This is a genomic window from Pseudomonas sp. W15Feb9B (assembly GCF_000828175.1).
Lineage (GTDB): Bacteria > Pseudomonadota > Gammaproteobacteria > Pseudomonadales > Pseudomonadaceae > Aquipseudomonas > Aquipseudomonas parakoreensis.
Map to the genome: position 1 here is coordinate 1 of NZ_JTKF01000007.1, position 14,082 is coordinate 14,082.

Below are 14,082 nucleotides of genomic sequence, written 5' to 3' on the forward strand. Positions count from 1 at the left end.
CCCGCGATGGCGTCGGTACATCCAACATCAATGTTGACTGTGTCGACCTCATCGCGGGCAAGCCCGCTCCCACAGGGATGGTGATTACTTGTTGAGCAGAGTCAGGCGCTCACGAATCGAGGCTTCGATGCCCGCTTCATCCAGCCCGCACTCGGCCAGCATTTGCGCCGGTTTGGCGTGTTCGACGTAGATGTCCGGCAAGCCCAGGTGCAGCATCGACCTGAGGATGTTCTCGCGCGCCAGGAATTCGCTGACCGCACCACCGGCGCCGCCCATGATCGCGTTCTCTTCAATGGTCACCAGCAACTCGTGGCTACCGGCGATCTCGCGTACCAGCGCTTCATCCAGCGGCTTGACGAAGCGCATGTCGACCACGGTCGCATCCAGCTTCTCGGCGACTTTCAGCGCTTCGCTCAGTTGCACGCCGAACACCAGCAGAGCGACTTTGCTGCCCTGACGACGAACAATGCCCTTGCCGATCTCGATCGGTTCGAGATCCTTGTCGATGCTCGCGTTCGGGCCGGTGCCGCGCGGGTAACGCACCGCCGCCGGGCCGTTGTACAGGTGGCCGGTGGTGAGCATCTTGCGCAGTTCGTTTTCATCGCTCGGGGTCATGATGACCATGCCCGGAATGCAGCGCAGGTACGACAGGTCGAAGCTGCCGGCGTGGGTCGGGCCGTCTTCGCCCACCAGACCGGCGCGGTCGATGGCGAACAGCACGTCGAGGTTCTGCACCGCGACGTCGTGCACCAACTGGTCGTAGCCGCGTTGCAGGAACGTCGAGTAGATCGCCACCACCGGTTTGGCACCTTCGCAGGCCATGCCGGCGGCGAACGTCACCGCGTGCTGTTCGGCAATTGCCACGTCGAAGTAGCGCAGCGGGAAACGTTCGCTGAACGCCACGAGGTCCGAGCCTTCCTTCATCGCCGGGGTGATCCCGACCAGACGCGGGTCAGCCGCCGCCATGTCGCACAGCCACTCGCCGAACACCGCCGAATACTTCGGCCCACCGGCCTTTTTCGGCGCGGCGGCCGGAGCGTCGAGCGGTTCGAGCTTGGTGATCGCGTGGTAACCGATCGGGTCGACTTCCGCCGGAGCGAAGCCTTTGCCTTTCTTGGTGACGATGTGCAGGAACTGCGGGCCTTTCAGATCGCGCATGTTGCGCAGGGTGGCGATCAGGGTCGGCAGGTCGTGGCCGTCGATCGGGCCGATGTAGTTCCAGCCCAGCTCTTCGAACAGGGTACCGGGAACCAGCATGCCCTTGGCGTATTCTTCGGTGCGGCGGGCAATTTCCCAGGCGCCGGGCAGGCGCGACAGGACTTTCTTGCTGCCCTCACGCATGCTCGCGTAGGTGCGGCTGGAAAGAATCTTCGCCAGATAATTGGACAGGCCACCGACGTTGCGCGAGATCGACATGTCGTTGTCGTTGAGGATCACCAGCATGTTGGCGTTGACTTCCGGCGCGTGGTTCAGCGCCTCGAACGCCATGCCGGCGGTCAGCGCGCCGTCTCCAATCACCGCAATCGCCTTGCGATCGCTGTTTTGCAGGCGGGCGGCAATCGCCATGCCCAGCGCTGCGCTGATCGAGGTGCTGGAGTGGCCGACGCCAAAGGTGTCGTACTCGCTCTCGGCGCGACGCGGGAAGGCGGCGATGCCGTCCTTCTGGCGCAAGGTTTCCATGCGCTGGCGACGACCGGTGAGGATCTTGTGCGGATACGCCTGATGACCGACGTCCCATACCAGCCGGTCATCCGGGGTGTCGAAGACGTAATGCAACGCGATGGTCAGCTCGATGACGCCCAGGCCGGCACCGAAATGCCCACCGGTCTGGCCGACCGTGTAGAGCAATTCCAGGCGCAACTCATCGGCCAGGGTTTCCAGCTCGGCTTCGCCTAACCGGCGCAGGCCGTCCGGCGTGTTCGCGCGGTCGAGCAGGGGCGTGGTCGGGCGCTTGCGGGGAATCTCATGAAACGTCGTGGGCATCAGGCGAATCGTTATAGGTATAAAAGATGCGGCAGTTTACCTGATGCATCGCCCCCTGCCCACGCGTTGGTCTTTTTTGGCAGGTTGGCGTTCAGTTGCGCCGCTCGACGATATACCGGGCCAGGTCGCGCAAAGGCTCGGCGGCCGCGTCAAACGGTCGCAGCGCGTGCAGGGCTTGATCGCGCAGTTCCAGAGCGTAGACCTTGGCCGCGTCCAGCCCCAGCAGGGCCGGGTAGGTCGGCTTGTCGCGAGCGATGTCGGCGCCCTGGCGTTTACCGAGGGTTTCGGTATCGCTTTCGACGTCGAGAATGTCGTCCTGCACCTGGAAGGCCAGACCGATGGCCTGTGCATAAGTCTGCAGGGCCTTGAGTTCATCCTGCTCGGCACGGCCGCTGGCCAGGGCGCCGAGCTTGACGCTGACTTCGATCAGCGCGCCGGTCTTGTGCCGGTGCATCTGCTCCAGCGCTTGCTGATCCAGCTTCAGGCCGACCGAACCGAGGTCGATGGCCTGACCGCCGACCATACCTGCCGGGCCGGCCGCGTGCGCCAGCGCCGTGACCTGTTGCAGACGGATGTCAGCGTCGAGGTTGCTCAAACGCGGGTCGAGCAGGGCGCTGAAGGCCAGGCTCTGCAAGCCGTCACCGGCGAGGATCGCGCAGGCTTCGTCGAATTTCTTGTGGGTGGTGGGCTGGCCGCGACGCAGATCGTCGTCGTCCATCGCCGGCAAATCGTCGTGCACCAGCGAGTAAGCGTGGATCAGCTCCACCGCGCAGGCCGCTCCATTGGCTTGTTCAGCCTTGCCGCCGAGCGCTTCGCACGCGGCGTAAGCCAGCAGCGGACGCACGCGTTTGCCGCCGATCATCACGCTGTAGTGCATCGCCTCATACAGGCGCGACAGCTCCGGCAGCGGAGCCTTGAAGAGCATTTCCAGTGCCGCATTGACCCGCGCCTGGCTGGTCGCCGAATACGCTGCAATCATTCTGGCTGTTCCGCGTCGAAGGGTTCCTCGGCGAGTTCACCATCGCGCTCCAGCAGCACTTGCACCTTCTGCTCGGCCTGGGCCAGCGCTGCCTGGCAGTCACGGGTCAGACCGATGCCCTGCTCGAAAGCGGTCAGCGAGTCTTCCAGCGACAATTCACCGTTCTCCAGACGCTCGACCAGTGTTTGCAAGTCGGCGAGGGACTGTTCGAAATCCAGTGCAGCTTTTTTGCGGGCCATGGCGGCGATTTCCGGTTGACGTTAAACCGGCGCGACACTAGCAGATAGGGGGTTTATGGGCAAATGAGTGGGCCGACGGACAAGGGTGTCAATCGGTCGAGTCACCCGGATATTGAATCTGATACCGAGTGCTCCGCCCCCCGCCCGGAAGACGTTGCAGGCAGCCTTTTTCCAGCAGTTCCGCCAGATGTCGGGTGGCCGTGGCTTTGGAGACCTTGGCCACACTCTGGTATTGCGCTGCACTGATACCGTGCTCGAAACCGCGCTCACCACCGTCGAGCAAACGATTGAGCACTTTGATCTGCTCCGCCGACAGCCCGGATTCGCGGTGCGCCTGCCAGAAGCGTGATTTTCCCAACACGCTTTCAATCCGCGCGATGGCCTGTTGCAGACTGCGCAGTAAGGTTTGCAGGAACCATGTGAGCCAGTCGGTAATGTCCAGCGTGGCTTTCTGACTGGATTCGAGAATCCGGTAATAGCCCGCACGATCATCAAGGATGCTGGCAGACATCGCATAAAAACGAATCGCCTGCGCTTCGCTCTGAGCCAGTGCCAGATCGGTAAGGGTGCGAGTCAGGCGTCCATTGCCGTCGTCGAACGGATGCAAGGTGACGAACCAGAAATGTGCGATGCCAGCTCGCAAGAATGGATCGAGGCCTGCCTGTTGCCGACTGGCGTCGAACCACTTGAGAAAACTGTCGAGTTGCCGCTCAAGGCCTTGTCGCGGTGGCGCCTCGAAGTGCACGGTCGGACGGTCGATTCGCCCTGAAACCACCTGCATCGGCTCATCGCCGCGTAATGCGCCGACATTGATTGCACGCGAAAGGAAACCACTCTCCTGTTCTGGAAACAGCCATGAATGCCATTCCAGCAATCGTTGCAGTGTCAGCGGTTCGGCAAAGCGTTGAGTGGCATCGAGCATCAGTTGCGCGAGCCCTTCGCTGCGCTTGCTGACGTTGTCGCCATCAGGCGATTCCAGCCCCAGGCGTCGTGCCAGTGAAGAACGCACGGATTCAACATTCAATGGTTCCCCCTCGATGGCCGAGGAGGTCACGATGTTTTGCAGCAACGCGTCCAGTTCAGTCTGAGCGCTCAGTGAATTGCCCACTGATCCCGCCATGCCCATCAATTGTCCCTGCGCCTGAACGCATTCGCGCAACAGCGCAGTGAGACGCTCTGCCTGCCAGTTGAAGTCGGGCCAGTCGGGCTGCTGCCAGATCCAGTGAGTTGCCATGAAATGCCATTCCTGAGTGCGTGAGCCGAATAGAAACGCTATTCGGCTCATTTCGTGAGCCGAATATGACGCCTATTCGGCTCATCGTCCACCCGAGGGCGTGATTCCTACCGCATTTCAAGATGTATCCGATTGTTAAAAAACTGCCGAATCGCTAATCTTCGCGCCTTCTACGACCCGCTAGTCATGGGTCTTTCAGACGAAACGCAGTTTCCACCGCTGTGAAGTACCGAGGATCGGGTGCAAGGTTTCGTTCAGGCATGGCAGGAGGCATTACATGCGTTCATTTCTTTGGCTGCTGATCGGTCTGGCTTGCGCGCCTGCGCTGCTGGCAGCGCCGAGTGCCGAGCTGTCTGAGCCATCCGGTGGCTGGCGTTATAACGGCTTGCTTGATCGCAGTGAAAACCCGCAAGTCGCCTACCCCACGCCGCCGATCGATCGCGGCATTCAGCGCAATCGCACGATGATTCAGGGCCAGCTCAAGGCCATCGGCAATCAGCGCGGGCCGCATACGCTGGCGGTCAACGGCAATCCATTGAATCTGTACACCGACGATGACGGGCGTTTCGCCCGGCCTTATGCGTTTGGCGCCGGCTCCAACAGTGTCGAAGTGCGCAGTGCCGAGGGTCAGTCGCTCAAGCGTGTGCAGTTCTATGAAGCGAACAACCTGCGCACCCCGGCGAAGATTCGTGTGGTGCTCGGCTGGGATGATCCCAAGGCCGAGCTCGATCTGCACATCATTACCCCGGACGGCCAGCATGCGTTTTTCGCCCACACGGCGTTGACCAACGGCGGCGGTCTGGATCCGGATGGCGTCGATGGCCCCGGCCCGGAAATGTTCACCATGACCGCGCCGCTGCATGGCACCTATCTGGTTTACGTCAACTATTGGGGCAACTTCGGCGACGGCGGCTATAACTTCGAGGAGGCCAGCAATCAGAACGAGGTGATCACCTCGCAAATCACGCTGGTGCTCAACGAAAACACGGTCGACGAAAAACGCGAAACATTCATCGTGCCCCTGCGGGCGATCGGTGATCTGCTGCTGGTCAAGACTTTCAACTATTAAGCATCCCGCTCCACGGATGAACTTCGGGTTTTGTGAACATGAGTGATAACGCTGCTTCTCCGGCCGTCCCGACTCCTGCCGGCCAACCTTCCCGGCGCTGGCCGGCGCTGCTGATCGGCCTCGTCCTGGTGGCCGGGGTGGCCGGTGGTCTCGGCTGGCTGCTGCACAAGCCCAAGGTGCCGGCGGCGGCATTGGCCAGCGACAAGCTCGGTCTGAGCCGTCCGGATGCGCTGCTGGAAACCCGCTCCCTGAGCCAGTTGCCCAAGGACCTGCTGACGGTGCCGTTCCTCAAGGCCACGCTCACCGAGGATTTCGTCTTCTATTACGAAACCCACGCCGACCGGCTCGGCCTGATCGGCAGCCTGCGGCGGATCATCTACGAACACGACCTGAAGCTGCAGGACAGCCTGATCGAGCAGCTTTTCGATCAACCGGCCGACGTCGCGTTGTGGCGTGGTGCGGATGGCCGGCTCAAGGATTTTCTGCTGGTGATGGATCGCGGCGGGTTGGCGAAGCTGCTTGAACCGTTGGCGAAAGTCGCGCTGGACGATTCGCAGCTCAGCGTCTTCGGCAGCCTCAAGGTCGGCGGTGACGAAGTGCCGCTGTACCAGCTCAGCTACAACGCCAGCAAATCGCTGCTGTTCGCGTCGCGCGGTGACAAACTGGTGGTGCTGTCCAACCCGAACAAATATTACGACCCGGCCAACGGTGAATCGGAAGAGTCCGGGCACGTCTCGCCACAAGCGCTGGCGGCCTTGCTCAATGGCGACAAACTGTTCCCCGAAGCCTTCGGTCTGCCAGGCAAGGCACCGGAGATCAAACAGCGTCTGTCGGTCAATTCCAGCGTCCTTGCGATGGGCTATCAGCGCTTCATCCCGAACTTTGCCGGGCTGCGTTTCGACATGGACGACAAAGGTTGGCACAGCTATCTCGCCATGGATGAGCTGGATAACCAGCCGGACTTCGATTTCAAACCGGTGTGGCAAGCCATGCCGCTGGGCGCCAGTGCCTGCGTGACCTTGCCGGTGGCGGCCGAACCGCAGAAACCGCTGCTGATGAAACTCGGCGCCGACGAAGCGGTGGCGCAGAAACTCACCGAGCACGTGGCCGGCGCGGCAGGCCTGTGCTGGTACGCCGATTCGCGGTTGTACACGCCGTTGCTGGTCGCCAGCCTGAAGGACGAGGACAGCAGCAAGCTCGATGGCGACCTGGGCACGTTGTTCGGTTCGATGGTCGGTGCCTACGAGGCGAATGTCGATGAACACGCGTTCCCGGTGGTCGAAAAGCAGGAAGGTCAGAGTCATGTCTGGCAGCGTCAGGTCAGCTCGAACTTCGGTCCGTACGCCGCCAAGACTGCCGAGAACCCGGACGCGATCAGCGGCCGCGCTTTCATGAAAGTCAGCCTCGCGCGTCACGGTTCGACGCTGCTGTTTTCCCTCGACGACAAACTGGTCGACAAGGCCCTCGGCACCCTCGACAAGCGCTTCCCGCCGATGGCTGACGTGCTGCCGAAAGACGTGCTGATGCCGATCTACTTCGGCCCGGATTCGATGGCGCAACTGATGCAGCAGGAAACCCTCGACAGCCTGCCGCAGGACATGGAGCCGGTGTTCTACAACGCCGCGCAAACCTACCTGATTCCGAAACTGCGCACCCTCGGCGGCTACGGCAAATACGCCCTGACCCTGCCGGAAGGCAGCGAGCCTGACGGCCACTGGCAATGGCTGCCGCTGGAGTGGAAAGCGCTGTGACGGCATTGATCCGCAGCCTCGGCCTGCTCGCGCTATTGCTCAGCGCGAGTGCTCGAGCCATCGAAACGCCTGCGCTGGATCCGGCGCAGTCCCAGGTATTCCGCGCCTGGTTCGTGCGCATCGCTCAGGAGCAACTGAGCCAGGGCCCGAGCCCGCGCTGGTATCAGCAGGACTGCGCAGGCCTTGTGCGTTTCGCCGCCAACGAAGCGCTGAAAGTCCACGACGACAAATGGCTGCGCAGCAACGGCCTGTCCAATCGCTACCTGCCGCCGGAACTGTCGCTCAGCGATGAGCAGCGCAAGCTCGCCCGTCAATGGCAGCAGGGCGGCGGCAAGGTCGGACCGTACGTCAACGCGATCAAACTGATTCAGTTCAACAGCCATCTGGTCAGCCGCGACGTGTCCCAGGCACGCCCCGGCGACCTGATGTTTTTCGATCAGGGCGACGATCAGCACCTGATGATCTGGATGGGTCGCTACATCGCCTATCACACCGGCACGACCACCCCCACTGACAACGGCATGCGTTCGGCAAGCCTGCAGCAACTCATGACATGGAAGGACACCCGATGGATACCCGACGCAGCCAACCCCAACTTCATCGGCGTCTATCGACTGAACTTTCTCTCCCAATGACCGGTGCCCGCATGCTGCGACTCTGCGCTCGAATTCCTCTGCTGCTGGCGCTGTTGCTGCCATTGGCGACCGTCAACGCTGAAGATTCGGTGGAGCCGAGCGGCTACACGCCGGTCGCCGGTGAAAGCTTCTTCCTGCTGGCCGACAGCAGTTTCGCCGCCGACGAGCAGGCGATGGTGCGTCTCGAAGCACCGGGCCGCGACTACCGGCGTTTCCGCATGGAGCCGTATGGCGGCGCCGACATTCGCGTGTACCGCATCGACAAGCCGCTGGATTTCCTCAAGCGCCAGAAGAACCTGCACCGCGTGGTCAGCGACGGTCAGTTCAAGGGCGAAGGCCTGTCCAACACCCTCGCGTACCTGTGGGACAACTGGTACCGCAAGTCGCGGCGGGTGATGCAGCGTGCGTTCTCCTATGAGTCGCGCAAGCAGGTCACCGAAGAAGTGCCGGAATTGAAGATGGGCAACGCCATCGCCGCGCCGACCCCGTACGACGCGCAGCCGCAATTCGCGCTGATTCCGGGTCTGCCGGTGGTCAGCCAGTTCCGTTATCCGCTGTGGCAGGCCAAACCGATCCAGCCGCCGGCCGGTGTCAATCTGGCCGGGTCTTCCAGCGAGTTCGTCAGCGTTGCGCCGGGTAACGTGTACATCCCGCTAGGCAACCTGAAACCGGGCCTGTACCTGGTCGAAGCGCTGATCGGCAAGTACCGCGCGACCACCATGGTCTTCGTTTCCAACACCGTGGCGGTGAGCAAGATTGCCGGCGATGAATTGCTGGTCTGGGCCGCGCGCAAACACGAAGGCAGTTCGGTGCCGAAGGTCAATGTGCTGTGGACTGACGGCCTCGGCGTGATGAGCAGCGGTGCCACCGATGCCGATGGTTTGCTGCGCCTGAAACACGTCAGCCCCGAGCGCTCGTTCGTCATTGGCGAGGATGAAGAGGGCGGGGTGTTCGTCTCGGAAAACTTCTACTACGACAGCGAAATCTACGACACCAAACTCTACGCGTTCACCGACCGGCCGCTGTATCGCCCGGGTGATTGGGTGTCGCTGAAAATCGTCGGTCGCGAGTTCAAGAATGCGCGGGATTCGGTATTGCCGGGTGCGGCTGACGTCACGGTCAGTGTGCTTGATGCCACCGGCACCGAGCTGCAGCACCTCGACCTGAAACTCGATTCCAAGGCCGGTACACAGGGCCGGTTCCAGTTGCCGGACAACGCCGTGGCCGGTGGTTACGAGATCCGCTTCAATTACAAGGATCAGGCCTACAGCAGCGCTTTCCGAGTGGCCGAATACATCAAGCCGCACTTCGAAATCTCGCTGAACCTGGCCAAGCAGGATTACCGCACTGGTGAGCCAGTGAAGGGCAGTCTGGTGTTGCTCTACCCGGACGGCAAACCGGTGGCCAACGCCAAATTGAGCCTGAGCCTGCGCGCCCAACAACTGTCGATGGTCGACAACGAGCTGCAATACCTCGGGCAATTCCCGGTGGAACTGACCAGCACCGAACTGACCACCGACAGCAAGGGTAACGCGACCCTCGACCTGCCGGCCGCCGACAAACCGAGCCGTTACATGCTCACCGTGTTTGCCAGTGATGGCGCGGCGTATCGGGTCAAGACTACCAAGGAAATCCTCATCGACCGTGGCGCCGCGAGCCTCCGCCTGAGCGCGCCGCAACGCTTCAGCGCGGTCAACGACAAAGTTGCGTTCCGCTACGTCAACGATGGCGGCAGCGAGCAGAGCAAAGCGGTCACCCCGAGCAGCTACAACTGGGTGCGCCTGGAAGACCAGAGCACCGGTGAAGGCAAACTGGCGGCCACCGACAAGGGCTTCAGCATTGCCTTCGAACGTCCGGGCACTTACAACCTGACGCTGAAAGATCAGCACGGTCGGGTCCTCGGCGCCACCGGCCATTCGGTTACGGGGGAGGGCGTCAAAGCGGTGCCGGGCACTGTGGAAATCGTCCTCGACAAGCCCGAGTACAAGGCCGGCGATGAAGCGCTGGCACTGATCACCTTTCCTGAGCCGGTCAGCGATGCCCTGCTGTCGCTGGAACGCGACAAAGTCGAAGCCACCGCGCTGCTGGCCAAGGGCGGCGACTGGCTGAAGCTGGAAAAACTCAGCGACACCCAATACCGCGCGCGGATTCCGGTGAAGGACAATTTCGCGCCGAACCTGACCTTCTCGGTGCTGTACACCAAGGGCGGGCAGTACAGCTTCCAGAACGCCGGGATCAAGGTGGTCGCACCGCAAATCGACGTGGCGATCAGCACCGACAAAGCGCTGTATCAGCCGGGCGACACCGTCACCGTCGATCTGACCACGCAGTTCGCCGGCAAAGCGGTACCGGCGCACCTGACCGTCAGCGTGGTCGATGAAATGGTCTACGCGCTGCAACCGGAAGTCGCGCCGACCATCGACCAGTTCTTCTACCACCCACGGCGCAACAACGTGCGCACCAGCGCCAGCCTGTCGTTCATCAGTTACGACGTCGCGCTGCCGGGCAGCCCCGGCGCACCGGGCAAGGCCAACCGCAGTGAGCGCGGGGTGAAAGTGCTGGAGCGTCCGCGTCGTGAAGACGTCGACACCGCCGCATGGCAGCCAGAGTTGTTGACCGGAGCTGACGGTAAAGCCCGTTTCACCTTCAAGATGCCGGACTCGCTGACCCGCTGGCGCATCACCGCGCGGGCCATCGCCGATGACGGCCAGGTCGGGCAGAAGAAGCAGTTCGTCCGTTCGGAAAAACCGCTGTACCTGAAGTGGAGCGGGCCGAGCAAATTCCGCAAGGGCGATCAGCCGCAACTCGGTGTGTTTGCCTTCAGCCAGGCCGAAAAACCGGTCAAGGCTGAGCTGGTCACCCATTACGCTGGCGCCGAACAACGCCTGCCGGTAACCCTGAACAACGGCATCAACTACGTGCCGCTGCCAGCGTTCGCCCTGGCCTCGGGTGAGTGGACTGCCGAGCTGGTGCAGGACGGCAAAATCGCTGACGCCCTCGCCGTGCGCCTGAGTGCGACCGGTGACGGCTGGCAACTCACGCAAACCCAGAGCCTCGACGTGGCCGGCGGCGACACCCCGTTGAGTTTGCCAGCAGATGCCACCGACATTCGTCTGCGTCTGGATGACAGTCCGCAAGCGCTGTTCCGTTCCGCGCTCGACGATCTGCTGAGCTACCCGTACGGTGGCGTCGAGCAGACCGCCAGCCGCTTGCTGCCGCTGAGCATTGCTTATCCGTCGCTGGCATCGAGCCCGCAGATCCGCGATCGACTGCGCCTGATCATGCAGAACAGCCGCCTGCGTCTGGTGCAAATGGCCGGGCCGTCGGCGAGCTTCACCTGGTGGGGCTTCGACGGCGAGCCGGACGCGTTCCTCACTGCTTACGCCTACTACGCCGACTGGAACGCCAGTCAGGTGCTGGAACTGACTCTGCCGCCGGAGCATTGGCAGCGGGTGCTGGAGGTCTACGCCAAGCAAGCGCCGAACACGCCATTGCTGCAGCGGGCGCTGATTCTGTCGTTCGCCAAGCAGATGCACCTGCCAGTGAACACCTTGCTCAGCGGTTTGATGGACGATCTGGCCAAGGCCGGTGAGGGCAACGCCGAAACCCTGATGGACGACGGTGAAGACAGCCTGGTGATGAGCGATCCGGATTCGGCGCTAGGGCTGGCGGCGGCGCGGGTATTGACTGCGGCGCTGGCGACCCAGTCGAAAGTCGCGTTGCCGGACGCATTCAATCGTCAGGTTGGCGCCGCGCAACAGCGTCTGGCGGTCAGTTCGCAGCCGTTTGCCGAAGCGCTGAATTTGTCGCTGCAAGCGTTCGATCAGGCCCGCGCGACGGCGTTGCTGCAACGTCTGTTGCCGCAGCAATCGACCCTCGAACGCGCCCTGGCGCTGAGCTGGTTGCAACGCAGCATCGCGCAGGCCTCGCCGACCATCGCGCTGCTGCCGGGTGAAGGCTGGAAGAAAAACTACGGCACCACCGGCGAGATGTACTGGACCTGGCAGGGGGCGACGCCGGTGCCGAGCGTGTTGTCGGTGTCCGGCACTCAGGAGCGTCCGCTGCGCGCGGCGCTGAGCTTCCAGACCCAGCAACCGGCGGTCGATCCAATGGCCGTGACCATCACCCGGCGTCTGTCGCGACTGGTGCCGGGCGACGAAGCGTTCACCTTCAAACTGGAGCCGGTCGGCGCTAAACCGCTGTCCAGCGACAGCCTGTATCTGGACGAAGTGATCCTAACCAGCAAGGCGCCGAAACCGCTGCGCTACGGCATGCTTGAAGTGCCGTTGCCACCGGGTGCCGATGTCGAGCGCACTACCTGGGGCATCAAGTTGCAGGGCAAGGACGGCACCGAACCGACCGCGCTGGAGAAAGCACGCTTCGAACCGGGGCAACTGGCCTACGCGGTGCCGGTGGATGCGCTGAGCGGCGAATTGCGTTTGCGCCATCTGGTGCGCTTCTCGCAGAAGGGCCAGTTCAACCTGCCGCCGGTGCGTTTCACTCAGGTCTACGCGCCGCAGCATCAGGCCCAGGAAGCGAAAGCCGCCCTCGGTCAGGTCACGGTCAACTGACATGAACCGGCCGCTGCTGTGGCTGCTGATGTGTGTGATGCCTGCGCTGGCGACGGCGCAGGATGAGCCGCTGCGGCTGGCGTACAAGGGTGAGTTGCTGTCGTTGAATCACACGCAACTGATCGCGCGCGAGCCGTTGCCGTCGACGCTGGAAACGCCGCTGGGCAGCCTGTGGAAATTGTTCGTCTATGCGTGGCTGGTGGATACCGGTGCGCGCGAGCCGGCGTATGAATGTCGCGGACAGTCGAAGGAAGAGGTTTATTGCTGCTCGGCGGGCGGCAGGATTGAGCGTGATCAGGCGTTGGTCAAATCCTGCGGCTTGTACTTTGAGCCGGCGCGATTGGGCATTGCTGCTGCCGATTGGCGCACGTATTGGCAGGCGCGGCAGGCACCGTCGTGGTTGCTGGATTTGCCAGGCGTGCAACCGGCTACCCGGGTTTCCGTGGCTGATTTGCTGAAAGTGTTGTCGTTGCTGCCGGCACAGGAGCAGATGCGCCGCGTGTTGCTCGACGTCGTGCTGAACGCGGCGGACGGCAATGTCGTCGGTGAGCTGGGCGGGCGCTTGCGGGTGAAAACCTGGAGCTGGCTGGGCGATCAGGATCCGCAATCGCGGCAGGGCGGTTTCGCCGGTTGGACGGCGGACGGCTCGCCGATCTGGGCCGGTGGCCGGGGCACCAGTCAGATGGTTTTGCGCCATTACGGGCAGGCGTTGGCGACGGTGCTGCCTGCTTCCTGGCCGGCGGAAGCAGGGCGTTGTGTTGAGGTCGGACTGTTTTCGCGTTATCCGCTTTCGCGAGTCATGTCGGGTGAGCGCGTGGTTGGCTCTGGGCCCTTGCAGGGCAATTACCGCGTCGAATTCGCCAACGGCAATGCGCTGGATATCCACAGCGGCGGCGAACTGTTTCTGCTCAACGACAAACTGGTCGCCAGACTTGATCGCGAAGAATACGTCGCCCGTGTGCTTGAGCGCGAAGCCAAACCTGAACCGGCCGAAGCCGCCAAAGCCTTGGCCGTGGCGATCCGCACCTATCTGCTGCAAAACGCCACGCGCAACGGCGATTGCCTGAGCATCGATGACAGCAGCAACCGCCAGCGCGTTGCTCCGCGCCCGGCCTCCGCCGAGTCGCGCAACATTGCGGCGTGGACCGCGGATCTGGTGTTGGCCGGCAGCACCGTCACCTATCACTCCGATCAACCCGGCCCGGACAAACTCGCCTGGCAACAAGCCGTCGAGCAGGCCAGCGCCGGCCAGCGCTATGACGCGATTCTGCTGCACGCCTATCCGCGCGCGAGCCTCAGCCGTTGGGACAACCCGGTGGCCTCCTGCGAAGCACTGCCCGCCGCGCAAGACTGGCTGCAAAAGCAGCGTCGCGGCTGGCGTCCCACGCTGGAAAGCGAAACCGGCTACAACGAAGTCAGCACCTTCGCCGTGTGCAAACTGGCGTTCGGCCGCCCGTTCGTCGACCGCGAGCGCCAGCGCATCTACGTGCGCGGCGTGCTCACGCTACAAGATCGTCTCGACCTGACTCACGAATATCTGCACCTGGCCTTTGAAGCACATCCCAATGGCCAGGATGAAACCTACATCGAAGGGCTCGCCCGTCACCTCTTGCTGGAATAG

At 62.6% G+C, this 14,082-nt stretch carries 9 protein-coding genes; 5 read left to right on the forward strand and 4 right to left on the reverse strand.

Annotation, left to right across the window (positions count from 1 at the left end; translation table 11 throughout):
* Positions 1 to 84 precede the first annotated feature (84 nt).
* From dxs to OC71_RS04535, 4 genes are all read right to left on the reverse strand, one after another.
* The gene (gene dxs / locus OC71_RS04520) at positions 85 to 1,983 is read right to left on the reverse strand and encodes a 1-deoxy-D-xylulose-5-phosphate synthase (protein WP_041064901.1); all 1,899 of its coding nucleotides are present in this window, start codon (positions 1,981 to 1,983) and stop codon (positions 85 to 87) included.
* 91 nt (positions 1,984 to 2,074) lie between these two features.
* The gene (ispA, locus tag OC71_RS04525; protein ID WP_041064904.1) at positions 2,075 to 2,962 is read right to left on the reverse strand and encodes a (2E,6E)-farnesyl diphosphate synthase; all 888 of its coding nucleotides are present in this window, start codon (positions 2,960 to 2,962) and stop codon (positions 2,075 to 2,077) included.
* Positions 2,959 to 3,201 carry an exodeoxyribonuclease VII small subunit gene (locus OC71_RS04530; RefSeq protein WP_003228627.1) on the reverse strand — a complete coding sequence of 81 codons (243 nt, stop codon included), beginning with the start codon at positions 3,199 to 3,201 and terminating at the stop codon, positions 2,959 to 2,961. The genes ispA and OC71_RS04530 overlap by 4 nt, the downstream gene beginning before the upstream one ends.
* 88 nt (positions 3,202 to 3,289) lie before the next feature.
* Positions 3,290 to 4,435 carry a Fic family protein gene (locus OC71_RS04535; protein WP_041064908.1) on the reverse strand — a complete coding sequence of 382 codons (1,146 nt, stop codon included), beginning with the start codon at positions 4,433 to 4,435 and terminating at the stop codon, positions 3,290 to 3,292.
* Between the two features lie 277 nt (positions 4,436 to 4,712).
* Here OC71_RS04535 and OC71_RS04540 point away from each other — a divergent pair, with 277 nt between their 5' ends.
* From OC71_RS04540 to OC71_RS04560, 5 genes are read left to right on the forward strand one after another with little or no spacing between them, the layout of a single operon-like run.
* Complete coding sequence (locus OC71_RS04540) at positions 4,713 to 5,504, forward strand: YfaP family protein (RefSeq protein ID WP_041064910.1); 792 nt, start codon at positions 4,713 to 4,715, stop codon at positions 5,502 to 5,504.
* A 38-nt stretch (positions 5,505 to 5,542) separates the two neighbouring features.
* Positions 5,543 to 7,255, forward strand: coding sequence for a DUF2138 domain-containing protein (locus OC71_RS04545; protein ID WP_041064913.1), 1,713 nt, complete (start codon positions 5,543 to 5,545; stop codon positions 7,253 to 7,255).
* Entirely contained in the window at positions 7,225 to 7,890 is a 666-nt protein-coding gene (locus tag OC71_RS04550; RefSeq protein WP_041064916.1) for a DUF1175 domain-containing protein, read from the forward strand. The genes OC71_RS04545 and OC71_RS04550 overlap by 31 nt, the downstream gene beginning before the upstream one ends.
* Positions 7,887 to 12,461: an alpha-2-macroglobulin gene (locus tag OC71_RS04555; protein ID WP_084234141.1), complete on the forward strand. Its 4,575-nt coding sequence runs from the start codon at positions 7,887 to 7,889 to the stop codon at positions 12,459 to 12,461. The genes OC71_RS04550 and OC71_RS04555 overlap by 4 nt, the downstream gene beginning before the upstream one ends.
* 1 nt (position 12,462) lies before the next feature.
* Complete coding sequence (locus OC71_RS04560; RefSeq protein WP_041064919.1) at positions 12,463 to 14,082, forward strand: DUF2300 domain-containing protein; 1,620 nt, start codon at positions 12,463 to 12,465, stop codon at positions 14,080 to 14,082.